We start from the raw sequence: 25512 nt of genomic DNA, 5'->3' as shown, positions 1-25512 counted from the left end.
GGCGATGAATATAGTCAGCATCAGTTCTTGCAGCCAAATACAAGTAGCTATTATGGGGAAGAAGGATATGCGGAAGTAATGGATAAAGGCTTGGATAAACTAGAGGATTTAAAAGAAATTACTTTAGGTGAAGATAATTTTTTGACTGATTTAGAAACGATTTATAATTATCCAGGACAATTTATGGATCGAGAAATTACCATTACTGGATTTTCCTATAACGAAGCAGATTTAATGAATAATCAGCTGTTCTTACTACGATTTGGGATTATTCATTGTATTGCGGATGCTGGAGTATTCGGGATGCTTCTTGATATTCCAGAGGATATGAAAAAAGACAACGATCAGTGGTTGCAAGTAACTGGAAAGCTTGAAACAATTTATTATCAACCATTCAAGAAAACCATTCCGATTCTTAAAGTTACAGAATGGAAACCAATAAATCAGCCAAATGATCCTTATGTATATCGACAATATTAACAAAGAGGGAATGTTAGTTTATATCTAACATTCCCTCTTTTTATACGTATTTTTCCATGCGGATATCATCCCACATTCTATCTTGGTAAAAGGTAAATTGTTTGTTTTTGCCGATTTCCTGGTAACCAAGTTTATTATATAATTTTTGAGCGCTTTTATTAAATTCGAATACGCCTAATTCAATTCTTTTTAAACCCTGCTTTTTAATTTGTTCTTCCAAATATTTTAGCGAAGCGGTGCCGACGCCTCTTCCTCTTGCTATTTCTTCCCCAATGGTAATGGCAATCCACGCAGTCCCTCGTTCTTTTTTATACAAATGGACTGGATCAACTGTGTAATTCATTTCTCCAACCAATACATTTTCTAGATAAATAGCGTACATATGATACTTCGTTAATCGTTGTTGTATTTCTTCTTTTGTTATAAGTACGTAGCTTTCTAAATCCCCCTGATTCCGACAAGGATGGATTAAGGGGACTAGCTTTGGGTCGTTTTCCCATTTATTTAAACATGCAATTAAATTATCTGTTGGATCCCCTATTTTTTTAAAGGAAATTTTCATGTACGGTTCCCTCACCTTTATATATTCTTCTATTATTATAAGGGAATTCATAGGAAGTTGGTTCATAAATCTTGTCAATTTGTAGAGAAAAGTTGCCTCAGTAATTCTATATCGTTTTTCGTTCTAATTTATTTCGGAAATCATATTTATTTTATTATGAGATAAATTCGATTAAAGGAGTGAAATAATAGATGGTTACCGTTCACTTTTTTGAAAATAGTACGAATGTCTTAACTCAGTTGCGGCAAGAAATACCCAATGTAGATCAGGAAATAAAAATTAAAGGGCGCAAAGGAAAGATTTTATCAGTTAGTCAATTAAAAGAGGATGTTTTTCAAGCAAATGTAGAATTTGAAAAGATTGTTAAAAAAGCAGCGCTGGCAGCAGACTCTAAAAAAAGAAAACGCTAATAAATGCATGTAGAGAAGCTAACTTTCAGGAGCTTCTTTTTTTTGTTTAGATCATCTGCCCTCCCCTTCCTTAATGTTAGATACATAATTCTCTATAAAAAAACAAACGATATGGTTAAATTATCTTCAAAAGGAGAGTAAAACATGCTTAGTAATAAAGTTAGTCGTGTAGCTTTAATTGGCACTGGATTTGTTGGTTCCAGTTATGCGTTTGCGTTAATGAATCAAGGAATTGTGGATGAATTATTATTAATTGACCTTAATAAGGATAAAGCCTATGGAGACGTAATGGATCTCAACCATGGAAAGGTCTTTGCCCCTAACCCAATAAGCATTAAATATGGCGAGTATAAAGATTGTGCTGAGGTGGATTTAGTTGTTATATGTGCTGGAGCGAACCAAAAGCCAGGAGAAACACGTCTGGATCTGGTCGAAAAGAATTTAAAAATATTTAAGTCGATTGTTGAACAGGTAATGGCAAGTGGTTTTCATGGAATATTTTTGGTCGCAACAAATCCAGTAGATATTCTGACATATGCTACTTGGCGATATAGTGGCCTTCCGAAAAATCAGGTTATCGGTTCTGGTACGATATTAGATACTGGTCGTTTCCGCTTTTTACTAGGAAATTACTTTAAAGTGGCTCCAACTAGTGTGCATGCATATATCATTGGGGAGCATGGTGACAGTGAACTTCCAGCCTATAGTTCAGCAGACGTTGCAGGAATTCCCGTTTATAAGCTAATGAAAAGAGCAGCCCATTATAAAATGGAGGATTTAGACGAAATTTTTGTCAATGTACGGGATGCTGCCTATAAAATTATTGAAGGAAAAGGTGCAACGTATTATGGGATTGCAATGGGGCTTGTGCGCATAACAAAAGCAATCTTAAGTAATGAAAATAGTGTATTAACCGTATCTGCATATTTAGATGGTCAATATGGAGAAAAAGATGTCTATATAGGTGTTCCTGCTGTTATCAATAGAGAGGGTATCCGCGAGGTTATTGAATTGGAGCTAGCAGAAGATGAACAAGAAAAATTCCATCAAAGTGCTACTATATTAAAAGATATTTTAAAACCACATTTTAATTAATAGTTATATTCTATAAAAGGTTATTGCTTTAAGAAGGTATTTTTACTGCCATCAAATAGCCCACACCCAATTAGTCAAGTTTACATACTTTATATGGTAAGTAAATTAGGAAAGGTGTGACAGAATGGATTGGAAGAAATACCTTCTTATAGCAGCTGCTACTTTCTTGATTCTATTTTCAGGAATTGTTACTGTTTTGCTTATTCATACAAATAGTGTGGAGGCGGATAAGGAACCGAGCAATTCAGTTAATTCACAAGGTTCGGCTACAACGGAAAGCAGCCAAGGAAATGTCAATATTTCGGTGACAAATAATATCCAAAATATAGTAAGTGGTGAATCAAAAGCAACAATTGAAAATAAGGTAAGTAATGATATCAAGGATAAGGCTGCATCGATTGATAATAAAATTGATAATAAGACTGAAAATGAAGCATCTGCTACGATTAATAATGCCATTGAGAATTTGTTAAAAGGACAGGTAAATGGTACAACAAATAATACGATTACTAATAATATTCTCTCTAATAACAAAGCGAAATTAGCAAATCAGATATTAAATGATTTAGATTTAACTGTTGATGTGAATGTTACAAATGAACTTAATACAAATGGAAAACAAGAAACTACAAATAATGATAATGGTGATACAAATAGTAATGAAGATAATGCGGGCAATGAAGATAACGCTAATAACGGGAACAGTTCTGACGAAAAAACAGAGAATAATAGCGAAACTTCCTATTTATGGGGAATTGATTCAGCAAGTGAAACAACGGAAGATTTCTATGCTTGTGTAAGAGAAAACTTCGGTGATCCGAAAATCGTTGCACGCTATTTAGGTACAAATGATGGTGTTTCGCATGGATTAACAACAGAGCAAATGGAGTTAATTCACTCCAAGAAAGCTGATGTACTTCTTATCTATAATGGCTTTACTGATGCAACTGGTTATGATAATGGCGTAAATGAAGCGAAAAAAGCAATTACGTTAGCTAATGACCTTGGTGCTCCTGATGGTGTTGCAATCTTTGGTGATATCGAGCCAAACTATCCAGTCGATGCTGGCTTTATTGAAGGTTGGTATGATGAAATTAGCAAATCTTCTTATGAACCTGCTATTTATGGGATTTTTGATTCTGGAGAGGCACTGACAAATGCTTTTAACAAAGCTGTGGAAAATAAGGGAGAAATAAATGAGAACACTTATTTATGGTCAGCTTCTCCAAACATTGGGATTACTACCGAAGCAGATGCTCCCGCATATAAGGTCGATGCTCCAGAAGATTCCCTCGCTTATGGCTGGCAATATGGAATAGAAGATGAAACCTGCAATATTGATACGAATTTATTTGACAGTAATCTAACAGAAGTATTATGGAAACATTAAAAAGCTGCATCTTACTAACGAGCCATCGTGAAAGTAAGGTGTTTTTTTGTTTTAACTAATAGCCTGAATATACTTCGTTTTCTAAAAGATTTTTCCTTTCATGAAAAATCACATGTTTTTAGGTTTCATAATTTCATAAAGTACTCTTTATTATTTTAGATGTTCAAGAGGACTTTTTTGACGGATGAATAAGGAACTAACGAATGAACTTAAGAGGATAACGCTTAATGAAAGGAATCCAATATTTATCATAGCCTTTTCTGTTAAGTAAATAGAAAACACCGGAGCAATGGATGCCCCTATAAATAAAATAACGGTATAGCATGTAATAGCTAAGTTCTTTTGTTTACTGCTCAATTGATGAATGATATCGATATTGGCAGGAATAGATGTAGAAATCCCCCCAATAAATAAAAGCATCGAGAACCCGATCGTCCATTTAGAGGCTAAAAAGGGCAACAAGAATATAGAGATAATTGCAATCATAAGACCTAACCGTAACACTACTCGTCTACCATATAGCCTGATCAAAAAATTAGCCGCAACTGTAAAAAAGACGCCAATCATTCCAACTAATTTTAAATAAAAAATAGTCGTTGTTGTAAATGCTCGTTCCTGAAGAAAAGGATTGATGAAAGTAAATAAGGCAACATAAGAAAAGAGTAATGTAACTGTAATCCAATAGCAGAGATAAAGCTGCTTTTTCTTAAATAGTTCTTTCATTTGTAGCATAATATTCTGATGTTCTGTTTGGATGGGAGCACTTGTTTTTGGCAAATGATAAAAAATAAAAATCAGCATCAGAAAATAAAGAACACCAAAAACAATAAAAACTGCTTGCCAATTCCAAATGTTAAGTACAGAGCTACTAATAAATGGACCAATAATTCCGGCAAGCAAAAATCCAGTATTAATCCAGGCTACAGCAAGCACCTTTTTTTCTGTTGGAAACCAATCTAAGGCAAATCCAAGTGCATTTGGGGCAAAAGAAGCAGCGAAAAAGCCTTGAAGCCCTCTGAAAATAAGAAAAACCACATAATTTGGAGCTAAAGAAATTAATGGTGTGATTATAGTCATTCCTATAAAGCATATTAAAATAAGAGGATATCTCTTTACTTTCATTGAAAGTAGTCCAAAGAAAGCCAATCCTACTGCATAGCAAAAGGAAAATATACTGCTGCTCCACCCGCTTTCCATCGGATGGATGTTATAAGTAGCAACTAAATGATTGAATAAAGGAATGGTTACATACAAACTAGAAACAACAAATAATCCAGCAAAGAAAAGCATGATTAATGTTTTTCTTTGCTTCTGCTTTTCTTTAGACCTCTTTTTTTCTTCCATAAAATGGGGTGAATTCATTTTCTGCCTCCTTTATTTTGAGACATTTTATCTTCAGTATATTAGCTTTATCAGGAAGTTATTAACGATTCCCTCTCCAGCCACCGTTAATTTCAAGCCGAAATCTCATAAAATCAGCAAGCAGTCTGGCTGTCTTCCCTTCCTGATTTCGTTCTCTCAACTTCGATTGAACACAGCGAAGTAACCTTTCATCACAATATCGGCAGGAACCATATGTTTCAACACATTCATCATGTTTTTGGCAGCAGGAATCTACATAATTAATTGGTACACCAGGACCGCTGCAACCTGGTCCACAATAGCGATAACCACCTGGCAGACATATTCTAATCGAATTCTTTTTTCTTCTTCTCTTTTGCATATTTTGATTCTCCCTTCCCTTTAGATTATGAAGCTTGTATAACATGGCTTGGGGAATCAATCTATAATGTTTAATTTTCTCTTTTTATAAAAAAAGGTTTGTTCAAAAGAATACTCACTTTTGAACAAACCTTTTTTTTATTAGCTCGGTTTTTTGAAGATAGTGGAAATGATTTCGTCAGTAGACATATCACTTTTAATTTTAAATGATCCAAGCTTTAAATATTCTGCTACACCTTTTTTATCTACTTTTAGTGAAAATTGCATAGCAGTTTCTTTAATAATCTTTTCATCATGTAAAATGCTTCCTACGTCATAGCTAGTCATGCCGCTTGAAACGTTAACAGTAACTGTTTTTACTTCCTCTTTTACTTCCTCTTCTTTCGTGTCTGTCTTTTCTTCTGAAGCTTTGGATTCAGTTGCTTGTTTTTCAACATCTTCCTCTTTTTGTTTCGCTTCTTCAGAAGTTTGAACAACATAACCGCTGCTTGTTAGGATTTCTTTCATTTCTTCAACTGTTGGCGTGTTGGCTACGTCAGTCTCGACTTTTTCGACCTTGGTGTTCGCTCCAGCCTTTACGGAATCATCTTTCGTAGAAAAATAGACAATGCCGCTAACAGATGTCGCTAAAAGTAGTCCAGCAGCGAAACTTGTGATTATTGTTGGTTTCATTGTAAAACACTTCTCCTTTCTTCTTTTCCAAGTAAGTAAGGAGCTAACATCTCTTCTACTTCAGCTTGAGTAAGCTTTTTTTGAGCTGCAATTGTTTCAACTGAATACTTACGTCTATGCAAGTCAAGCACTTCTCTTAAAACTTTACGGTCTTTAGAAGCTAGTTGAACGCCAGATTCTTTTTCCATAATTTCCAAGTCTAACTCAAGGTTACGAATTTGTTTTTGCAACTGTGCTATTTCTTCCATCACAGAAAGGTGAATTACATCTATTTCACGTTGCTCTGATTTTGACGTTTGTTTTGCTTTAATAACGGAAGTAATTAGCAAAATGGCTGCTGCAATAAACAAAATGGCTAGAGTCCATTCCATTTTAATGATCCTCCCTCTTTCAGAATCTACTTTCCTAAATACCTATTATACATTCTTTTTGATTATTTTTCGATCATATTCTACAAAATCCTTCAATAGTTAGACGAGTTGGGATAATTTTGCAACTTTCATTATATGAATATAGTTGCAAGCATTCTATAAAACAATAGGTTTATCAAGCAAAAATGCATTTTTTTTGTTTCGTTTTTCTATATTAGGTGAAAATACCTACAAAAAAAGATTCATAAGCATCTGCCTGTGAATCATCCTTCATTTGTATGTGTAATTTGATATCCATTTTTCCCTAGCTTTTTCATATGATACATAATTTTATCTGCATTTTGCATCAATGTTTCTACATCTTTTCCATGAATTGGATAGATGCTTATTCCGATACTACATGTAATGGATTGAAGTATATTATCCAATCGAAGTGGATGTTTAAAAATAGAAAGTAATCTCTTTGCATAATTTTCTAGTTCCTCTTTTGCATTCATGCCTTCAACTAGGAGAATAAATTCATCTCCTCCTATTCGGCATAGAAAATCATGCTCTCTTACGGAACCTTTCATTCGTGAAGCAATTAGCTTCAGTGCTCGATCACCGTATTTGTGACCTAACGTATCATTTATTTGTTTAAAATCATCAATATCGATGAATAGCAAGGCAAATGTATGGACCTCGTCCTTATCTTCTATTAATTTTGAAATCGTTTTATACAAATACCGTCGATTGGGCAGTTCTGTCAGTGTGTCATATAATGCCTGCCGTTTTATAATCGTTTCATATGCCTTTCTTTCGGAAATATCTCTTGCAATAGTCGAAAGAAAGTGGACATTTTGATTGCTAGCTTTATGATTTACGATTGTTTGTGATACAGGAATTTGTTTTCCTAATGAGTTGGAAAGGATGTTTTCTCCCTTCCAAATGCTTTTCTCAGCAGAAAGCTCACTCTTTTTTAATCCTACAAATTTATTTGTCCATAGTTGTGCATTGACTAATTGTAAATCCTCTACTCCTTCTGGAATGCCAAGAAATGATCTGGCAGAGGGATTTAAATAGGTTGTATTTCCAAAGCTATCAGCTGTTGCAATAAAATCTGGGGATGCTTCAATGATATCTAGTAATTGTTGTTGACGCTCTTGATTTTTCTTCCATAAGGTAATATCTCGATTAATGCCTCTATAACCGATTGTTTTATTGTGCTCATCTAATACGGGCTTAGCATTTGTTTCGATAAATACTTCTTGGCCATTACGGTGAATCATCGTAAAATCAATATTTTGTAAGGTTTTATTATTCTCTTTAGCGTACAACACAGTTGCTTTTAGTGATTCTATTTCTTCCATTTTAATAAAAGAAAATATCGAATTCCCGAGTATTTCGTTGGTGGAATATCCTAATATTTCTTCGACAATGGAGTTTGAATAGGTAAATTCCCATTTTTCATTTATTTGCCAAATCCAGTCACTGACATGCTCCACCAGCATACGAAAAAAATCAAGAGGTGCTGTACCGTTATCTATCATACCATTCATAGTTAAGTCTCCTACTAAAAAAATAATTATATAGGCAAATGGGTATTTTCTGTATTTTCTATTATTTAACTATTATATCATTATTAGTCTATTAGTCAACGTACACCCACTAGGCTATGAGTGAAGCAACAGCATTACGTTGTAACCAATTAGTGCTTGAATATTTTACGTTGATAAAGCATTTTCTTACCACAACCTTCTACATTCCGTTTTCAATGAACAACTTTTACATGTATAAAATAGAACGAATGTTTGATTCTTTCTACCAATCAATTTATCTCTATCTGATTTGAAAATCAGATGAAGAAAAGGATAAAAGAGTTTGTTTGAAGCCAAGAGAAACAAGCTATTTCATTTTGCACAGCAAATAATTGCTTTTGAAAAAGTTTTCTAAATAAGTGGTACAGGCTTCTCCTATTGAATACGTTTAATATAGACGTTTATATTAGGGGGATCTTTTGATGGATAGTATTTTATATTATATTGCCTTAGGTTTATCATTGGCAGCACCGATTGGCCCTGTAAATGCTGCGGTTATAAACAGAGGACTTAGATATGGATTTCTTCATGCTTGGGTGCTCTCGCTAGGGTCTCTTTTAGGTGATGTATTCTTCATAATTCTCGTATACTTCGGGGTTGCAAAATTAGCGAATATTCCCATTGTACAAACCTTTTTATGGCTATTCGGAGCATTCGTTCTCATTTACACAGGAATCGAAGGGGTTATGACGAAAACAAATACAATTACAAGAAGTAGTAAAGATAACAACTCAATGTTTCGATCCTTTTTAACCGGATTTCTTATGAGTCTGATGAATCCCTTATCGATTATCTTCTGGTTAGGGATATATGGTTCTATATTAGCTACTACCATACATAATTTTAGTACAAGTACATTGTTTTTGTATACGGGATGTATGTTGTTTGGTGTCGCAATTTGGGATCTCACCGTATCTGTTTTATCAAGTTTTTTCCGAACCGTTGTTTCCGAACAGTTAATTACCATTATCAGTAAGATTTCGGGGATTGTATTGCTTCTCTTTGGTGGCTATTTTGGCATTCGGGGAATTCAGTTCTTTTTATAATGAATTATCCTTTCATCATTAAAAAAAGATGCCTATGAGAAATATTCTCCTTTCTCTTTATTCATGGGAGGAGAATTTTCCAATAGGACATCTTTTTTAAATAGTTTTTGATTTTACAAGACCATGTAATTGTTCCATTACATTTTCGGTTACGATTCCACCGTGGTAGCAGACGACTTGTTTAATTGGATACGTAAGAAACTTTTCGATCGAGTGAATTGCAAGGTCCATATCCGGGGTATGTACTGGGTTGGGTAGATGAAGTTTACCATTTATAGCTGTTAATGCGTCACCAGCAACTAAGGTTCTCGATTTTTTATGGAATAAGCTTATATGTCCAGGAGTATGCCCTGGTGTGTGAATAATCTCTAGTCCATCATTAATAGATACTAATTGGCTATCTTCAACTGAATTGGTCACCTGTGCCTTTGGCGGATGAAGATAAATAAATTTTAATGAGTCAGGTAATGCATCCCATTGTTTTTCATTAAAATTGGCAGGATTGGCTTTTATTAAGGGTAGTTCTCCTTCTATATATGGTATATCTTCTTTATGTGCATAAATGGTTAAATGCTGTGTACATGCTGTTAATATTTCTGGTAAACTCCCAATGTGATCAATATCTTGATGTGTTAACAGAATACCAGTTAAATCTTCCAATGATTTATTTACCTTGGCCATGACTAAATTTATGTCTTCCATATAACCAGGCATTCCTGTATCTATTAATAAAGTTTGTTTTTCATCCCATATAAGGGTTGGGTGAATGACAAAGGAATCTTTTTTAATCGTCAACATCTCTATTCCTTTTAATTCTGCCATATTATAGTTCCCCATCTCTAATTGTTTTTTTTAAGTATAGCGGTTTCGTTTTAAATAGTAAAACAAAAATTTTTTAGGGTGAAGAGGTTTTTTTACGAATGGAAATATTGGGAAGTTTAAAGAGGGAAAACCGCTCTTTCCTATCTAAAAGAGCGGTTTAACTTTGTTCTATTTCATTAGTTGGCATATATTATTGGTGAATGCAACAGGATCCTCGATAGATAGTCCTTCGATTAACAACGCTTGGTTATAAAGAAGGTTTGTATAGAGGGCTACTTTATCTTTATCACTCTCAAATGCCTCTCTTAATGCTTGGAAAATTTCATGGTTTTTGTTTATTTCTAGAACTTTATCTGCTTTAATGTTTTGATTATCTGGCATCATGCTTAGAACTTTTTCCATTTCGATTGAAACTTCTCCTTCTGCAGTTAAGCAAACAGGATGTGATTTTAAGCGAGTAGAAACTTTTACGCTTTTTACCTTATCGGAAAGAATGTCCTTCATATAATCAAATAACGCTTTGTTTTCTTCTGTTGCTTCTTTTTCCTCTTTTTCTTCTTCTTGGTTAAGACCTAAATCACCGCTAGATACAGACTTAAATTCCTTTTCTTTATAATTGGCAATCATTTTTATCGCGAATTCATCAATATCATCTGTTAAATACAGGATTTCATAGCCTTTATCTGCAACTAATTCTGTTTGTGGAAGCTTTTCAATACGATCAATTGAATCACCAGCTGCATAGTATATGAATTTTTGATCTTCTGGCATTCTTTCAATATATTCATCTAATGACACTAATTTTTTCTCTTTAGATGAATAGAATAATAGAAGGTCTTGCAGCATATCTTTATTCATTCCGAAATCATTATATACACCGAACTTAATTTGTCTTCCAAAGGATTCATAGAAGGATTCGTATTTTTCTCTTTCGTCCTTTAGAAGGCTAAGGAGCTGACTCTTAATCTTCTTTGTTAAGTTCTTTTCAATTCGCTTTAACTGACGATCATGCTGGAGCATTTCTCTTGAAATATTAAGAGATAAATCTTCTGAATCGACCATACCTTTTACAAAGCTAAAGTAGTCAGGTAGTAAGTCTGCACACTTCTCCATAATTAAGACACCGTTTGAATAAAGCTCTAATCCCTTTTCATATTCTTTTGAATAATAGTCAAACGGTGTTTTCTCTGGAATGTAAAGAATCGCATTATAGCGAATCGCCCCATCTACACTAACATGAATATGCTGCAATGGTTTATCATACCCATAGCGTTTTTCTTCATAAAAGTTTTGATAGTCTTCTTCTGTTAATTCACTCTTATTCTTTCTCCAAATAGGAACCATGCTATTGATGATTTGTTCTTCTGTAACTTCCTCGTATTCGTTTTCTGTACCTTCTTTTACTTTGCTAGAAGTAACTTCCATTTTAATTGGATAACGGATAAAATCAGAGTATTTTTTAATAATTGATTTTAAACGATATTCTTCTAAAAATTCATCATACTGATCTTCTTCTGTATTTTCTTTTATTGTGAGGATAATATCTGTACCGATTGTTGTTTTATTTGTTTCTTCAATCGTATAGCCATCTGCGCCTTTTGAGATCCATTTATAGGCAGTATCGCTATTCAATGATTTGGTGATCACTGTTACTTCATCTGCTACCATGAACGCAGCATAGAAACCAACTCCGAATTGACCAATAATGTCATGTCCATCCTTTGCTTCGTTTTCCATTTTGAAAGCAAGAGAACCACTTTTGGCAATTGTACCTAAATTCGCTTCTAACTCTTCCTTTGTCATCCCAATCCCGGTATCGGAAATAGTTAACGTCCGGTTTTCTTTATCTGCAGTTATTTTAATAAAATAATTGTCTTTTTCAAAATTAATGGTGTCATCTGTTAACGCTTTATAATAAATTTTATCAATCGCATCGCTAGCATTCGATATTAACTCACGTAAGAATACTTCTCGCTGAGAATAAATGGAGTTAATCATCATCTCTAATAATCGTTTTGATTCCGCTTTAAATTCTTTCGTTTCGATCATTTTTGTACACCCTTTCTATTCATTCCTATGTAATAATATTAGCACTTAACGCTTATGAGTGCTAATCTATTAATTTAATATCATACTTTCCTGTTGTATGTCAATAATTAGGGGGATTTGAGTTGAAAAATGTTTTAAAGTGTTTTGAAATAGAGTTTATGCGGATGATTTAGAATAGTGGCAAGGTATATAATAGGATATCAGCCAAACCAACTTGTTTATGAGCCAAACTTCTATTATATCAGCCAAATCAGCTTGGATATCAAGCAAACCTCCTTATCCTTACCACACCACTAGAAAAAGACCACCCATCTGGGCAGCCTCTATTTTACAATCATCAATATGGATCAGAAGGGTGTGACATGCTTTCTGCTTCACCTACTGCTTTATCCATTTTTTCTTGATTGGATTCTGTTACCTTTTTAATGCCTTCTGCAATTCTTTTTCCGTAATCGGGATCACATTTTGAACAGCTTTCAATCATGATATCTTGGATTTCTTTTCGGCAACTTGCTAAAGCGCTCGAAAGATTAGAAATTAATTCGTCTCTTTCAAAATCAGTAAATCTGCGATAGGTTTCCCCAGCTTGCCCAAAATTATTTTCCCTTGAAATCGGTTCTCTTTGAAGTTTTCCTTCTACATAAGGCTCATGCTCTTTGCCAGGGTTTTTCGCTTCTTTTAACCCACCAATTGTAGATGGCTCATAATTAATATGAGGGTTTTGATGTTTGCTAAATTCAGTTCGGAAATCCATTTGACCGCCTTCTTGATTGGTCGCGACATGTTTCTTCGGTTTGTTAATTGGCAATTGAAGGTAGTTGGATCCGACCCGATATCTTTGTGTATCAGAATAAGAGAAAGTTCGTCCCTGTAACAGTTTGTCATCAGAAAAATCTAATCCATCCACAAGCACTCCTGTACCAAAGGCAGCCTGTTCTACTTCAGCAAAATAGTTTTCTGGATTTTTATTAAGAACCATTTTTCCTACTGGCAACCATGGAAAATCCTCTTTATACCATAATTTAGTAGGATCAAGTGGATCATAATCTAATTCAGGATGTTCCCCGTCCTCCATGATTTGCACAAATAATTCCCATTCAGGGTAATCACCATTTTCAATCGCTTCATATAAATCTTGTGTGGCATGACTATAATTCATCGATTGAATTTTATCGGCTTCCTTTTGCGTTAAATTTTTAATCCCTTGTTTAGGCTCCCAATGGTATTTTACTAATACTCCTTTACCTTCTTCATTAACCCATTTATAGGCATGCACACCGGAGCCTTGCATGTGGCGATAGCTTGAAGGAATTCCCCATGGCGAGAATAAAAAGGTAATCATATGCATAGATTCAGGAGTTTGGGATAGAAAATCAAACATTCTTTCTGGATCAGATAGATTTGTAACAGGGTCTGGTCTAAAGGAATGTACCATATCAGGGAACTTTAATGGATCACGAATAAAGAAAATCTTTAAGTTATTCCCAACCAAGTCCCAGTTCCCATCTTCTGTATAAAATTTAATGGCAAAACCTCGTGGGTCTCTCAAGGTCTCAGGGGAATGCAATCCATGTACCACGGTAGAAAAGCGGACAAACAAGGGCGTTTTCTTCCCTTTTTCTTGGAAAAGCTTTGCGCGAGTGTACTTAGAAATAGGTTCGTCTCCAACAGTGCCATAGCTCTCAAAATAGCCATGAGCACCTGCACCCCTAGCATGAACGATTCTTTCCGGTATTTTTTCTCTGTCAAAGTGACTTATTTTTTCAAGAAAATCATAATTTTCTAATGTCGTTGGACCACGATTCCCAACTGTTCTAACATTCTGATTGTCTGTAACAGGATGACCTTGCCGATTCGTTAATTCATCTTCCTGATGTTGATCTTTACCTTGTTCTTCTTTCATACCTTCGCATACCTCCTTTTTATGTACTTAACTAGTTTTGCCAGATAAAGGATGGTTATGCATGAGAAAATGCAAAAAACCACATCAATAATGTGGTTCCTTAAAGGGGAAGAGACATGCCAGGAGCATCTTGTTCTCTTTCCACGAATCCTAATTTTTTATAAAAAGGATGCTTACCTTTTGCGGAAAATAATTGAATGGATTGAATGCCTGATTGTTGGCATTTAGATACCAGCTTCTCAATTATTTGCTTTCCTAATCCATTTCCTTGTTCGTCTGGGTGAACCATAACATCACAGATTAATGACTGGTATACCCCATCTGAAATCATGCGACCGAACGCGATAAGCTTTTGGTCATGATAGATAGAGATAGAGTACCAGCTATTGTTAGCTGCATTATATAATTGTTCCCGTGTGTAATTTCCTTTTTTGCTTTTTAATAAGCCACTGTCCTCATGTAATTGAGCAAACTGAGAAAATGACGGAAGCTCTTCCGTAATAAAATAATTCATCTTAATTTTTCCCCTTTAATATCCGTTTCTTAATAATTATATTTATACAACAATATGAATGAATATTCAAATGTTTTTTTAAAAAAAGCATATCTTTTTTTAGACATGCTTCGACCTGTAAATTAGGCTCATCCTTTTCGATTTTCCTTTCATAGTGGACTTCCACTCCTTCATACAGTAAGGAGAAGGAGGTGAAGTAGTGAAAAAAGTTATTAAAATTATCTTAATTCCCTTTCTATTTCTGATTACAGCTTGTTCCACTGACCCAGTTCAAGAGGATCTGCTTCAATATGTTAATGAGGATATGACGACAGCCTTTGAATTAGAGGCTAAGGCTGTGTCCGCATATGATTCTGTATCTGGACTTAATTATACCGATGATTGGACGATGTATGATACTATCCAAACAACGGTTATCCCGAATTATAATGAATTTATTAAGGAATTAAATAGGGTGAAAGTCGAAACAGACGAGGTTAGAGAAATCCATGAAATATATATAAAGGGCGCTGATATACAGTATAATGCGTTTGTCAAAATACTTACAGCGTTAGAAACACAGGATATTACGCTTGTGGAAGAAGCCAATGCCATGCTTGAGGAAGCGCGCACGCTCATTCGTGAGTACATGAATGAATTAGATAAGCTTGCGAAGGAGCATGAAGTGGAATGGGATGAAACTACTGTGAGTGAATCACTTTAGCATATTCTCTTAAAAAAATCCCGATAAAGTAAACAATGGTTGTTTGCTTTATCAGGATCTATCTCCATATTATAAAGATTTCTTTTTTTCCTCTCCTCTATTAAGTTGCTTATAGAAAAGAATTCCACTCAATAGCAATAAAACCCCAAAGCTAAATGTTTTAATATCTGCAGTTCCAGCGATAATTACCCAAATAGAGTAGATCGTTGCAAGGAATCCTATGACAAAGTCCACAATTCTTTCCTTCAATGTGTTATATGTTTCACCAGAAATAACTAATTTCAATTGGAAGATGGTTGAAATTAAATAAGGAACCAGATAGCTTAGTGTTGCAATATAAATAATAAAATCAAATGCTTGTGATATGCTTTTTGAAATAGTGGAGAAAATAAATAATTGTCCTAAAATATTCGTTATAATTAAAGAGAATGTTGGTATCCCCTTTTTATTTTCTTTTAAAAAAGCAGGAATGAATATTCCTTGTTTTGCAGCTGCATAAGGTACCTCTGCGCTTAACATGATCCAGCCAATCGTAGAACCGAACAAACTAATTAACCCAATAGCTGCGAGCACTTTGCCTGCAATGGGACCAAGTACTGCTTCAATTGCATCAATTAAAGGTTTTTGGGAAGCAACTAATTGATCCTGTGTAAGAATGCCCATTACAAGGGTGCTAATTCCAATATAGATAGCTAAAGCAATCAAAAGACCATATATGGTTGCTTTTTTTACATCAGATTGTTTCTTCGCTCTGGAAGCAAAAACAACTGCTGATTCCACGCCAATAAATGCCCATAATGTTGTAATTGCGGCACTATTGATTTGGCCAAATAATCCAACTGAATGCCCAGCTGCATTTATTTTTGGTTCTGCAAAGGGTAGTATATTGCTTGATTCAAAGGCAAATAAAGCAATGATGATAAATAACATAAAGCCAATAACCTTTGATGCTGTCGCAATAACGTTTAATTTACCGGCGTTTTCCAATCCGTTTAAAATAATATAATGTGTTCCCCATAATAAAATCGTACAGACAAGAAAGGTTAATGCATTTCCTACATAAAGGGTGAAAGAACCTATATGCAATAAAATAGCTTGGCTTGTTAAAATTGGGAAAAAGGTTGATAAATATCCAGCAAAAGTAGTGATAATAGCGACATTACCAGCTAGATTACCAATCCAATACCCCCATGTAGACATGAATCCAGATAATGTAGATTTTGTTGAACCTGGTCTAAATAATTCCTTCGCATAAATTTGCGGTCCACCCGTTAAATTGGGCTTTCGAATAGCCAAATTTCCAAATACTAATGCAGTTACTAACACACCGAATCCCGTTAATATCCATGCTAGAACAACGCCTGCTGGACTTGCTACTTCCGATAATGATCGAGGAAGCATGAAGATTCCCGAGCCTACCATATTACCAACAACTAAGGATATTAATATCCCTAATCCTAATGTCCCTTTTGAATTCATTGTTTTCTCCTTTAAGATGTATTTGCTCACGTATGACATAGGAGATTTACTTTGAAGCCTTATATCTGTATACATTAAAATGTATTTTTATTATTTTCAAAGCATAAAAAAACACACCTTTAAAATGATGTGAAGGTAGAAAACACCATCAGATAAAAAGGATAGTTCACCATAGTAAGATCCTATGACAGTCCTGCACCTATTCGCTTGCAGTCCCAGCTACTATTATCAGAGTATAATAGTGCTTCGGCGATTTTTCCTTTCAAAAGCAATCCAAAAGCTCTCTGGCTCTCCCTCTTTTTACTTTTAAAAATCGCGACCTCTACCTCATCTTGAGCTGATAAGGATTTTTGTTATGAAATTACATGTACTAGGTTATTAGATACGCTAAGCAATGTCAATGGAAAAACAAATAGAGCGAACTATCGATTAATTCATAATTATCATACATGATTGGTTTTAAAACATTATTATAGAATGCATATGCTATTACCAAACATGCTCTTTTTTACATTACAGGATATTAATAAATGGAGTTCGTTGGAGTGGAGAAAGCAAACCAAGCTCTGTTTGATGAACAGAGCTTGGTGATAGAACTTATAAAGTAGTAATAATCGGTTTATCTTTTGTAATGATAACGGTATGCTCGTATTGTGCAACAAAGCTTTTTTCTTTTGTAGAGAATGTCCAGCCATCGTTTTTTTCATAAACTTCCTCTGAACCTGTTGAAATAAATGGTTCAAACGCGATAACCATTCCATCTCGAAGAAGGTCAGTATCCCATGAGTCGAAATAATTTAGGATATGATCTGGTTTTTCGTGCAAGGAAGTACCTATTCCGTGACCAGTTAAATTTTTTATTACTGTAAATCCGTTCTTTTTTGCTGTGTTGTAAACAAATTTTCCGATACGATTCTTCTTTGCTCCAGGCTTAAAGCATTTAAGTCCTTCTTCAAATGCTTCTTGTGCAACTTCACAAAGTTTGATTAGTTTAGGGTCACCATTTCCGACAACGAATGATTTTCCCGTATCAGCGAAATAACCATTTTTACTTGCTGATACATCAATATTTACTAAATCTCCTTCTTGAATGACACGCTCTCCTGGAATTCCGTGGGCAACCTCATCATTTACAGATATACAAGTATATCCTGGAAAATCGTACATATCTTGTGGAGCTGAAATTGCACCATGTTCAGCAAAAAGCTTGCCTGCTAAATCATCTAATTCTTTTGTCGTCACTCCTGGTACTGTTTTTTTAATTAATTCCTCTCTGATGATGCTTACAATTTTACCAATTTCTTTTAGACCATTAATGTCTTGTTCGTTCTTTACGATCATTTTAATTCTCCTTGTTCATATATATCAGTTCTCGAATCTTTTTCGCGTATATTATTATATGCTAATATGAGCGGTAAGTAAAAGGAATTAATCTATTAGGAGTTCTTTGGATCGCTATAAAAGAAGGATAAATAGAAAAAGCACGAGCAGCTATACTACTCGTACTTTCTTTTTATCCGTTAAATTTCCCGTTATTTTTGGATGCTTTTTCTTTTTTTGCTTTATCTTTATGAATTTTATTGGTAGCGGCACTTCCCATTTCGTGAGCAAATTCTTCATTTAGCACTGCAGAATCAAATCCTTTTTTATTCTTTTGTTGTGGATCCGATTTTTTGTTTTTCTTCGCCATTTTGAACCCTCCTTTTTTCCTCTTTATTATGAAGAAGGAAGGGTTAAAATATGCGTTTAATTCTTATCATTTACTTGATATTTTTCCCGAATTAATTCGGTCGATCTTGCAATAAATTCTTTTAAGATATCTTCCTTAATATCTGCAAGTTTATTAATATAAACACAGCTTACCCCTGCCTTATGTTTCCCGATTTTATCCAAGTAAAAGGCTCTTGTTTCTTCCTCAGTTGTTAAATAAAGGCTAATTCTTGCTTTTCTTGGCGAAAATCCAACAATAGGTGCATCTCCCTCGTGTCCGGATGCATACTTGTAGTGGTATGTACCAAAGCCAATAATACTTGCTCCCCACATCTTTGGCGGTAAACCAGTAATTTCGGCAAAAATGTCTATTAGTTTATAAGCATCCTCTTTTTTCGCTTTACTGGTTAATGAAGATTCTATAAATTCAACGATATCTTGATCTGTCTCTTTTGTTTTTAAAATATACATGCAGAAGCCTCCTTTTTTCTAGTATAGCGTCTTGTTTAACAATATACGAGCCAGTCTTCTCAACTTTTCAAATTAAAAACCACATATCATCCATCACTCCTACATAGCATGTACAAGAAAGGGTGTGGGAGAGACGAATGTTCAGTTTTACCATTTTACTAAGCTATATCTTGTTAGGGTTTACATTAGCTGCACCAATTGGTCCGGTAAATTCTGCGAGAATTGATAAAGGAATAAAAAATGGTTTTTGGCATGCTTGGATTGTTGGTTTTGGATCGATGCTTGCCGATGGGATTTTTATGATAATGGTGTATATTGGCATGGTACATTTTCTTGAGATAGATATCATACAAATATTCCTGTGGCTTTTTGGCGGATTTGTTTTAATTTATGCGGGGATGGAAAGTATTATTGGTGCTCAAAAGCTGACGCTTGATTCCCTCAGGGGGAAAGATTCCTTGTTTAAATGCTTTTTAACTGGTTTTATTATGTCTATTACCAGTCCGTTATCTATTTTGTTTTGGTTGGGCATTTATGGTTCTGTGTTAGCTAAAACTGCGGAAGAAAATGGCACTAGTTCTTTGTTGGTTTATAGCAGCATGATCTTTCTAGGTCTTACTTTATGGGATCTTATTGTTGCTGCATTAACAAACGGATTTAGACGTTTTCTAACTTTTGGAACATTAAGAGCAATATCTGTTATTTCAGGTGTTTCTTTAGTTTTGTTTGGTTTGTATTTTGGCTTTCAAGGGATTGTAAAATTATTCTTTTCTTCCTAGCAAAATGTTGTTTTTAATTGGCTCACAATTACTATCCGGATTTCACATATTAATGGTAGCTCTTTTGTAGGGAAGATGAAAAAAAGCAAAATACATAATGTTAGTAACCATGTATTCAAACTATAAATCATTTTTCTGAAAATATATAGACATAATTTTTCACATTTTAGAAATACGAACATTTATTGAATGAAAAAAAGAAGCCAGCTTTAAGAGCGTCTTTTTTTCATTCTGAAATTTATAGAATCGGCCAACTTTTATTCGGCTAATCCCCAAACAGATACACTTTGTGCATCTACAGGGAAATCACCATATCCATCCTCGCCAATCTTCACACGATCTTTTCGTGTATTAGTAAAATCAATCCACTCTTCCCCACTTCGGGATTTGCCGACAAACATTTTTTTGCTGCCTTCCTCATTATTAGAGATGATGACAGCACAACCGGATCTTTCTATTTCTGCTTCTCCATGGCGTACCCAGCCAATTACATGGGCATCATCAAAATAATCATCTTGCTTGCCGTATGCCTTTTTCTTCCGTACGTACAGTAAGGGGTCAATGGCAGCCTTTTTCCCTTCAATTGGATGTTCACCGCCAATTCCAACATAATCACCATAAAAGATGGTTGGATAGCCATCCTTTCGCAGTAAAATAAGACTATAGGCTATTTGCTTGAACCAGTCTTCCACCCAAGATTCTAGTGATTCGTCTGGCTGTGTATCGTGGTTATCAACAAAGGTGACACAATTAAGGGGATTATCCTTCACCAATGTTCCGTCAAAAATGGTAGAGAGGTCAAAATTGCTGCCTTCGAGAGAAGCGGTGTGCAATTTATAATGAAGAGGAACATCAAATAAATCGATTTTATAGTCCGTTTGCTGCAAAAATTCCTGACATTCATTAATATCTGCTTTCCAAAATTCCCCTACAAAATAAAAATCGTCTTTTTCTTCTAATAAGGCAGTGGCAAATTTTTTAATAAAGGAATGATTAATATGTTTGATTGCATCTAATCGGTAGCCATCACAATTTAGTGTCTTGTAGAGCCACTTTCCCCATGAAATCATCTCATTCTGAACGAGTTCATTATTATAATCAATATTGGCAAACATCAGATAGTCATAATTTCCAAACTCATCATCTACATTTGTATTCCACATCTTATTATCACCGAGAATTCTGAAGACGCCAGCTCTTTTTGCTTTGTTATCATAATCTGTTCCATTAAAATGCTGGAAGTTCCACTTGAATGCAGAATACCTATTCCCTCGTCCTGGGAAGGTAAATTTTGTCCATGCTTCTATGTCATGTGGCTCTGAAATTTCTTCTTCTCTATTCTCAGGATTTACTTCAACGGCTTTAAAGATTTCTTTTTCATCTGCCGCTGCCTTATGATTCATCACGACATCGACATAAACATGGATTCCCACATTATGACATGCTTCTATTGCTTCAAGCAATTCCTGCTTCGTACCATATTTTGTTCGGATACTTCCCTTTTGATCAAACTCCCCTAAATCATATACATCATAAACTCCATACCCATTGTCTTCTTTGGAAGCTCCTTTTGTAGCAGGCGGGATCCAAACAGAGTCAATACCTGCCTCCTTTAATTCAGCTGCTTGCTCTTTCAGACGATTCCAATGTTGTCCATCAGCAACTAAATGCCATTCAAAAAACTGCATCATTGTTTTATTTTCCATATATCATTTCTCCCACTCCAATAAAATCTAGCTTTTCTTACATAAGTTAAGCTTTTGTATGAAGTAATATTACCCAGAAAAATGAATTTTCAAGCCTATATAGAAATAAGTACGATGAATCGTTGGCTTTTAAATAACATTGTATACGTAAAGTTTGTTGCAAATACATGCAGACTGAGTTTACGTGTATGAATACTGTACCATATTAATTTTGATCATTTCTATAAGCAACTTAGACTAAATTAATAACGAAATTGTGTGATTAATGTTTTTAAATAGTCAGCAGTTTCAGCAAGGCTCAAAGCAATAGCATGAACTTCTTCAAAAGATGCTAGCTGTTCTTCAGTAGATGCAGAGATCTCTTCTGATAATTCGGCGTTCTGTTTGCTTAAAACATGTAAAGCTTCAAAGGTTTTGGCAAGGGTTCTGATATGTTTATAAACCTCTTCAGAGGAAATAGTAACTTCATCAATAATCGGTGCAGTTTCATTCATACTTGTAGATATAGCATGAAATTTCTTTTTCACCGATGACATAACAGAAAGACCACCATTAACTTGCTTGTGGACAAGAGTCATCGTATCTATAGTGGAATGGGTGTCTGTCTGGATTTCTTTCACTAAATGTTCAATTTCTGCTGCGGAATGATGGGTTGTCTCTGCTAATTTTCTAATTTCTTCTGCCACAACAGAAAACCCTTTCCCATTTTCTCCTGCTCTAGCTGCTTCAATCGCTGCATTTAATGCTAAAAGATTCGTTTGATTAGCAATAGAACTTATTAATTGAATAATAGATTCTACTTCTTTGGAACGCTTACTTAGTGCTTCTATTTGTTTATCTGATTTAATGACAGAATCGACAATTAACTGCATTTGTGATTCTGCCTGATTTATTGCAAATTCGCCTTCTTTTGCTTTCTCTACAGTTGTGGAACCTAATTTTGACAAATACAGAGAATTCTCTCTGATTAGTCCTGTTCTTTCCGTAATTTTTTTTAAATTTGTTATGTTTGTTTCACTTTCCTGCTTTTGATATTCAGCTCTCGAAGCTATTTCCTGTGTTGCAGACACTAAATCTTCCACTACCTTTGTCGATGAAGATGAACTAGCCGTAAGATTTTCGCTAGATGCAGCGACTTGAATAATGCTTTTTTCCATATGTTTGATTAATCGCTTTAAATTTTCTTGCATTTGCTGAAAGGATTTTGTTAAATGTCCGATTTCATCTGCCCTAATTACCTCTATTTCTTGTGTCAAATCTCCTTTTCCAACAAGTGCGGCTTTTACTTTCATTTGATTTAGTGGTTTAAGGATCGACTGGATATTATTGAAAATGAGAATAGATCCTATGATTAAGAAAACGATAATAGCCCAGAAGGATGCTTTTAAGATAGGAAAAGATGCATCGGAAACCTCTTTTGAATACATGGAACCGGCAATCTTCCAACCGGTTAGCTCATTGGTGAGATAGGTAAGCTTTTGAGCATTATTATCTAGGCTGTATGTAAATGCCCCCTCTTTTTTTAAAGACATCTTTTGAATATAGCTTGCTGATCCTTTTTCGCCAATTTTTTCAGTTGGATGTGCCATATACGCATTTTTTTCATCTATTAAAAAAGCATACCCCTTTTCGCCTATTGTGATATTATTCACAAATGTTTGTATGGCACTCAGCTTAATCTTTAACCCGACTACATTCTGTCGATCTTCGGTACTGCCAGCAATCGTAACAACCATTTCATTTGTACTTGCAGATATATAAGGATCTGAAATATAAATTTTATTTGGATTTTCCTCTGCTTCAATAAACCATTCACTTGCAGTCGGGTCATAATTTGCCGCAACTTTGCCTTCTGGCTTTTGTATGTATTGTCCTTGTTTCGTAGCAAAAAATATACTGTCAATATCATCATAGAAGTATTGGTAGTTTTCTAGCGTTGCTTTAATAATATCATTTGATACAGATTTGTTTGGTTGCCCCCACTCCTTCCGAAGCTTATTTACATGCTCCATTTTAGTAGATAACTCTGTTGTAATGTTCGTATTTATCTGTTGAATCTGTTCAAATGCATTGTCCTCCATTTCGTGCTCTAGTTGTTTTTTTGAATTGAAATAAGAGAATGCACCGATAAATATGGTAGGAATAATTAATAGAACAAAAAAACTTAAGTATAATCTCTTTTTTATTGTGATGCCATTTTGTAATAGTGCCAATTTTTTTCTCATGGTTGATTTGTAACCCCTTTACAAATAGATATAGGACTTATTCATTATAAATGAAACATTTCTATATATTTTGAAAGTGGTCGATTTGTCATAAATACGCCTTAATTGACACAAAAAAATACCCTTTCTTCTACATTCAGCATGTAAAAAGAAAGGGAAAAGTCGCATCAATTATCGTTTATTTTGGAAAAACTCTTCTTTAATTGCTTCTAACAACTCTTTATTTGTTAAGATTTCCAAGCCCGTAAGTGCCATCGATTTTGCGCCTAAAATCATAGCATCTCTTCCTTGGTCGGTCATGGCTGCTTCTCTAAATTCATGTGTGTGACAAGCATATGTTTCATTACAAATTTTCACATACGGATGGATGGATGGAACTACTTGACTAACATTCCCCATATCAAGAGATCCAGAACCATCTCTTTGCTCATGAATTTCTGCTTCCTCCACGCCTAAAGAGATAAGTTGGTTTGTAAACACATCCGATAATGTTTTATTTGTAATCATATCATCGTATGAAAATTCATAAAAGCTAGATTTAACGGTAGCTCCTGTTTGTAGAGCTGCTCCTTCTGCGCATTTTTTGACTTTTTCTACTAATATATTAACATCTTCCCGTTTTCCTGCACGAACATAGAATTGTGCTACTGCATAGTCTGGAACAATATTAGCTGCTTTTCCGCCCTCTGTGATTACTCCATGAATCCGAGCATCTGGCTTTATATGTTGTCTTAAAGCATTGATGCTGTTAAAAGTATGCAATACAGCATCTAGTGCATTAATTCCTAAATGAGGGCTTGCGGCAGCATGTGCGGATTTTCCGAAGAATTCGAACTGAATGGCATCCATCGCAAGAGAATCACCACTCTTCATATAGTTATCTAATGGATGAACCATCATAGCTACATCTAGTTCTTCAAAAATCCCAGCTTCCGCCATTGTCACTTTTCCGCCTCTTGTTTCTTCAGCTGGCGTACCGTAAACAATAACTTTTCCGCCTGTTTCCGCTAATGCCTTGCTAAGACCAATTCCTGCAGCAATCCCCATTGTTCCGATTAAATTATGGCCACAAGCATGTCCCAATTCTGGCAATGCATCATATTCTGCCATAAAACCAATTACCGGTCCTTCTTTACCACTATCGTAAGTTGCCTTAAATGCAGTTGCTAAGTCACATATTCCTATTTCTACATGGAAATCATGTTCTTTTAATGTATCTGTCAATATTTTGCATGCCTTAAACTCTTCATGACCTAATTCTGGATTTTCGCCGATATAAATACTAATATTTCTAAATTTGGATTCATTTTCATTAATTGCATCTAAGATGATTTGTTTCATAATTTTCGCACCCTTCTATATATATACATTACTAGTTTACCAATTTTCTATAAAAAATCTACTAAAAAATGTGTAAACATAATAAAAAAAGTATATTTATGCATACCGAGTGATTCTATCAAAGCTATGTTATCGAAAAAAGTAGGGACAAAACTAAATAGCAAATCTGTAATGACGAACAATCTCTAATTTAGCTTTTAAATAAAAATTCCTTTCATATACTGATTATTTATGTTTTTAAAATTAGTCAACTGTAAAAAGCTAATTCGTTCCATTACGCTACAGACACACGAAGCGTCGAGGAGCAACCTAAGGCTCCTCGGCTAAAGCCTGTGGGGTCATTGCTCTACTTCCCGCAGGAGTAGAGTGTCTTCCGCTTCATTCATTTCACTTCGTTTTTAAAGGCTATTTCCTAAAAAATATTTTATTCAAGAAAAAATGAATTAGTAGGAAATATGGAGCAGCCTGAATACACGTAGACGCCA

At 34.7% G+C, this 25512-nt stretch carries 24 protein-coding genes and 1 riboswitch; of the genes, 7 read left to right on the top strand and 17 right to left on the bottom strand.

The genetic code is table 11. The features are described from left to right. A partial coding sequence (locus RTL21_RS00120) for a TIGR03943 family putative permease subunit (protein ID WP_312092104.1) occupies positions 1-480 on the top strand: 480 nt, incomplete at its 5' end. Between the two features lie 40 nt (positions 481-520). On the opposite strand, the gene RTL21_RS00115 is transcribed toward RTL21_RS00120, so the two are convergent. Further along, positions 521-1042, bottom strand: a complete 522-nt coding sequence (locus tag RTL21_RS00115) for a GNAT family N-acetyltransferase (protein WP_312092102.1) — start codon at positions 1040-1042, stop codon at positions 521-523. A 191-nt stretch (positions 1043-1233) separates the two neighbouring features. Here RTL21_RS00115 and RTL21_RS00110 point away from each other — a divergent pair, with 191 nt between their 5' ends. The 3 genes from RTL21_RS00110 to RTL21_RS00100 all read left to right on the top strand — a co-directional run bounded on the left by RTL21_RS00110 (position 1234) and on the right by RTL21_RS00100 (position 3937). Then, positions 1234-1452, top strand: coding sequence for a hypothetical protein (locus RTL21_RS00110; RefSeq protein WP_312092100.1), 219 nt, complete (start codon positions 1234-1236; stop codon positions 1450-1452). A gap of 144 nt (positions 1453-1596) precedes the next feature. Further along, positions 1597-2547, top strand: a complete 951-nt coding sequence (locus RTL21_RS00105; RefSeq protein WP_312092098.1) for an L-lactate dehydrogenase — start codon at positions 1597-1599, stop codon at positions 2545-2547. A gap of 124 nt (positions 2548-2671) precedes the next feature. Next, a complete protein-coding gene (locus tag RTL21_RS00100; protein ID WP_312092096.1) occupies positions 2672-3937 on the top strand; it encodes a glycoside hydrolase domain-containing protein in 1266 nt (421 codons plus the stop codon). A 150-nt stretch (positions 3938-4087) separates the two neighbouring features. Here the strand turns inward: RTL21_RS00100 and RTL21_RS00095 are convergent, their stop codons facing one another. From RTL21_RS00095 to RTL21_RS00075, 5 genes are all read right to left on the bottom strand, one after another. After that, complete coding sequence (locus RTL21_RS00095; protein WP_312092094.1) at positions 4088-5281, bottom strand: MFS transporter; 1194 nt, start codon at positions 5279-5281, stop codon at positions 4088-4090. 79 nt (positions 5282-5360) lie between these two features. Continuing rightward, the gene (locus RTL21_RS00090; RefSeq protein ID WP_312092092.1) at positions 5361-5660 is read right to left on the bottom strand and encodes a phospholipase A2 family protein; all 300 of its coding nucleotides are present in this window, start codon (positions 5658-5660) and stop codon (positions 5361-5363) included. Positions 5661-5800: 140 nt separating this feature from the next. Then, on the bottom strand, positions 5801-6331 hold the full coding sequence (locus RTL21_RS00085) for an aminodeoxychorismate lyase (protein WP_312092090.1): 531 nt from the start codon (positions 6329-6331) through the stop codon (positions 5801-5803). Continuing rightward, entirely contained in the window at positions 6328-6702 is a 375-nt protein-coding gene (locus RTL21_RS00080) for a hypothetical protein (protein ID WP_312092088.1), read from the bottom strand. The genes RTL21_RS00085 and RTL21_RS00080 overlap by 4 nt, the downstream gene beginning before the upstream one ends. Positions 6703-6965: 263 nt before the next feature. After that, positions 6966-8240: a diguanylate cyclase domain-containing protein gene (locus RTL21_RS00075; protein ID WP_312092086.1), complete on the bottom strand. Its 1275-nt coding sequence runs from the start codon at positions 8238-8240 to the stop codon at positions 6966-6968. A gap of 461 nt (positions 8241-8701) precedes the next feature. Here RTL21_RS00075 and RTL21_RS00070 point away from each other — a divergent pair, with 461 nt between their 5' ends. Then, positions 8702-9325 (top strand): LysE family translocator, encoded by a 624-nt coding sequence (locus RTL21_RS00070; protein ID WP_312092084.1) that lies wholly within the window; start codon positions 8702-8704, stop codon positions 9323-9325. Positions 9326-9421: 96 nt separating this feature from the next. Here RTL21_RS00070 and RTL21_RS00065 read toward each other — a convergent pair whose 3' ends face one another. The 4 genes from RTL21_RS00065 to RTL21_RS00050 all read right to left on the bottom strand — a co-directional run bounded on the left by RTL21_RS00065 (position 9422) and on the right by RTL21_RS00050 (position 14613). Further along, entirely contained in the window at positions 9422-10147 is a 726-nt protein-coding gene (locus RTL21_RS00065; RefSeq protein WP_312092082.1) for an MBL fold metallo-hydrolase, read from the bottom strand. Between the two features lie 168 nt (positions 10148-10315). Further along, on the bottom strand, positions 10316-12193 hold the full coding sequence (gene htpG, locus RTL21_RS00060) for a molecular chaperone HtpG (protein WP_312092464.1): 1878 nt from the start codon (positions 12191-12193) through the stop codon (positions 10316-10318). Positions 12194-12533: 340 nt separating this feature from the next. Then, entirely contained in the window at positions 12534-14099 is a 1566-nt protein-coding gene (locus RTL21_RS00055; RefSeq protein WP_312092080.1) for a catalase, read from the bottom strand. Between the two features lie 100 nt (positions 14100-14199). Next, on the bottom strand, positions 14200-14613 hold the full coding sequence (locus RTL21_RS00050) for a GNAT family N-acetyltransferase (RefSeq protein ID WP_312092078.1): 414 nt from the start codon (positions 14611-14613) through the stop codon (positions 14200-14202). A 199-nt stretch (positions 14614-14812) separates the two neighbouring features. On the opposite strand from RTL21_RS00050, the gene RTL21_RS00045 reads away from it, so the two are divergent. Then, positions 14813-15316, top strand: a complete 504-nt coding sequence (locus RTL21_RS00045; protein ID WP_312092076.1) for a hypothetical protein — start codon at positions 14813-14815, stop codon at positions 15314-15316. A 69-nt stretch (positions 15317-15385) separates the two neighbouring features. Here RTL21_RS00045 and RTL21_RS00040 read toward each other — a convergent pair whose 3' ends face one another. The 4 genes from RTL21_RS00040 to RTL21_RS00025 all read right to left on the bottom strand — a co-directional run bounded on the left by RTL21_RS00040 (position 15386) and on the right by RTL21_RS00025 (position 18976). Continuing rightward, entirely contained in the window at positions 15386-16795 is a 1410-nt protein-coding gene (locus tag RTL21_RS00040) for an amino acid permease (protein ID WP_312092074.1), read from the bottom strand. Between the two features lie 154 nt (positions 16796-16949). Next, positions 16950-17128, bottom strand: a riboswitch (Lysine riboswitch). 264 nt (positions 17129-17392) lie between these two features. Then, positions 17393-18136, bottom strand: a complete 744-nt coding sequence (map, locus tag RTL21_RS00035) for a type I methionyl aminopeptidase (RefSeq protein WP_312092072.1) — start codon at positions 18134-18136, stop codon at positions 17393-17395. Between the two features lie 172 nt (positions 18137-18308). Beyond that, positions 18309-18485 (bottom strand): hypothetical protein, encoded by a 177-nt coding sequence (locus RTL21_RS00030; protein ID WP_312092070.1) that lies wholly within the window; start codon positions 18483-18485, stop codon positions 18309-18311. A gap of 56 nt (positions 18486-18541) precedes the next feature. Further along, positions 18542-18976, bottom strand: coding sequence for a DUF1801 domain-containing protein (locus tag RTL21_RS00025; protein ID WP_312092068.1), 435 nt, complete (start codon positions 18974-18976; stop codon positions 18542-18544). A 137-nt stretch (positions 18977-19113) separates the two neighbouring features. Between RTL21_RS00025 and RTL21_RS00020 the strand changes: the two genes are divergently transcribed. Then, positions 19114-19755: a LysE family transporter gene (locus RTL21_RS00020; RefSeq protein ID WP_312092066.1), complete on the top strand. Its 642-nt coding sequence runs from the start codon at positions 19114-19116 to the stop codon at positions 19753-19755. Positions 19756-20012: 257 nt separating this feature from the next. On the opposite strand, the gene RTL21_RS00015 is transcribed toward RTL21_RS00020, so the two are convergent. The 3 genes from RTL21_RS00015 to RTL21_RS00005 form a co-directional block, all read right to left on the bottom strand. Continuing rightward, positions 20013-21461: an alpha-amylase gene (locus RTL21_RS00015; RefSeq protein ID WP_312092064.1), complete on the bottom strand. Its 1449-nt coding sequence runs from the start codon at positions 21459-21461 to the stop codon at positions 20013-20015. Positions 21462-21703: 242 nt separating this feature from the next. Continuing rightward, entirely contained in the window at positions 21704-23686 is a 1983-nt protein-coding gene (locus tag RTL21_RS00010) for a methyl-accepting chemotaxis protein (protein WP_312092062.1), read from the bottom strand. Between the two features lie 171 nt (positions 23687-23857). Then, the gene (locus RTL21_RS00005; RefSeq protein ID WP_312092060.1) at positions 23858-25027 is read right to left on the bottom strand and encodes a M20 family metallopeptidase; all 1170 of its coding nucleotides are present in this window, start codon (positions 25025-25027) and stop codon (positions 23858-23860) included. Positions 25028-25512: the final 485 nt, after the last annotated feature.

The organism is Niallia sp. (genome assembly GCF_031978665.1).
Classification (GTDB): Bacteria; Bacillota; Bacilli; order Bacillales; family Cytobacillaceae; genus Niallia.
The sequence above is the reverse complement of the archived record's forward strand: the minus strand, read 5'-3'. Positions and strand labels throughout refer to the sequence as shown.

Bases quoted from the DNA above. Each gene is read 5' to 3' on its own strand.
- RTL21_RS00115 (WP_312092102.1), bottom strand. From the start codon at position 1,042: ATGAAAATTTCCTTTAAAAAAATAGGGGATCCAACAGATAATTTAATT.
- RTL21_RS00110 (WP_312092100.1), top strand. From the start codon at position 1,234: ATGGTTACCGTTCACTTTTTTGAAAATAGTACGAATGTCTTAACTCAG.
- RTL21_RS00105 (WP_312092098.1), top strand. From the start codon at position 1,597: ATGCTTAGTAATAAAGTTAGTCGTGTAGCTTTAATTGGCACTGGATTT.
- RTL21_RS00100 (WP_312092096.1), top strand. From the start codon at position 2,672: ATGGATTGGAAGAAATACCTTCTTATAGCAGCTGCTACTTTCTTGATT.
- RTL21_RS00095 (WP_312092094.1), bottom strand. From the start codon at position 5,281: ATGGAAGAAAAAAAGAGGTCTAAAGAAAAGCAGAAGCAAAGAAAAACA.
- RTL21_RS00090 (WP_312092092.1), bottom strand. From the start codon at position 5,660: ATGCAAAAGAGAAGAAGAAAAAAGAATTCGATTAGAATATGTCTGCCA.
- RTL21_RS00085 (WP_312092090.1), bottom strand. From the start codon at position 6,331: ATGAAACCAACAATAATCACAAGTTTCGCTGCTGGACTACTTTTAGCG.
- RTL21_RS00080 (WP_312092088.1), bottom strand. From the start codon at position 6,702: ATGGAATGGACTCTAGCCATTTTGTTTATTGCAGCAGCCATTTTGCTA.
- RTL21_RS00075 (WP_312092086.1), bottom strand. From the start codon at position 8,240: ATGAATGGTATGATAGATAACGGTACAGCACCTCTTGATTTTTTTCGT.
- RTL21_RS00070 (WP_312092084.1), top strand. From the start codon at position 8,702: ATGGATAGTATTTTATATTATATTGCCTTAGGTTTATCATTGGCAGCA.
- RTL21_RS00065 (WP_312092082.1), bottom strand. From the start codon at position 10,147: ATGGCAGAATTAAAAGGAATAGAGATGTTGACGATTAAAAAAGATTCC.
- RTL21_RS00055 (WP_312092080.1), bottom strand. From the start codon at position 14,099: ATGAAAGAAGAACAAGGTAAAGATCAACATCAGGAAGATGAATTAACG.
- RTL21_RS00050 (WP_312092078.1), bottom strand. From the start codon at position 14,613: ATGAATTATTTTATTACGGAAGAGCTTCCGTCATTTTCTCAGTTTGCT.
- RTL21_RS00040 (WP_312092074.1), bottom strand. From the start codon at position 16,795: ATGAATTCAAAAGGGACATTAGGATTAGGGATATTAATATCCTTAGTT.
- map (WP_312092072.1), bottom strand. From the start codon at position 18,136: ATGATCGTAAAGAACGAACAAGACATTAATGGTCTAAAAGAAATTGGT.
- RTL21_RS00030 (WP_312092070.1), bottom strand. From the start codon at position 18,485: ATGGCGAAGAAAAACAAAAAATCGGATCCACAACAAAAGAATAAAAAA.
- RTL21_RS00025 (WP_312092068.1), bottom strand. From the start codon at position 18,976: ATGTATATTTTAAAAACAAAAGAGACAGATCAAGATATCGTTGAATTT.
- RTL21_RS00020 (WP_312092066.1), top strand. From the start codon at position 19,114: ATGTTCAGTTTTACCATTTTACTAAGCTATATCTTGTTAGGGTTTACA.
- RTL21_RS00015 (WP_312092064.1), bottom strand. From the start codon at position 21,461: ATGGAAAATAAAACAATGATGCAGTTTTTTGAATGGCATTTAGTTGCT.
- RTL21_RS00010 (WP_312092062.1), bottom strand. From the start codon at position 23,686: ATGAGAAAAAAATTGGCACTATTACAAAATGGCATCACAATAAAAAAG.
- RTL21_RS00005 (WP_312092060.1), bottom strand. From the start codon at position 25,027: ATGAAACAAATCATCTTAGATGCAATTAATGAAAATGAATCCAAATTT.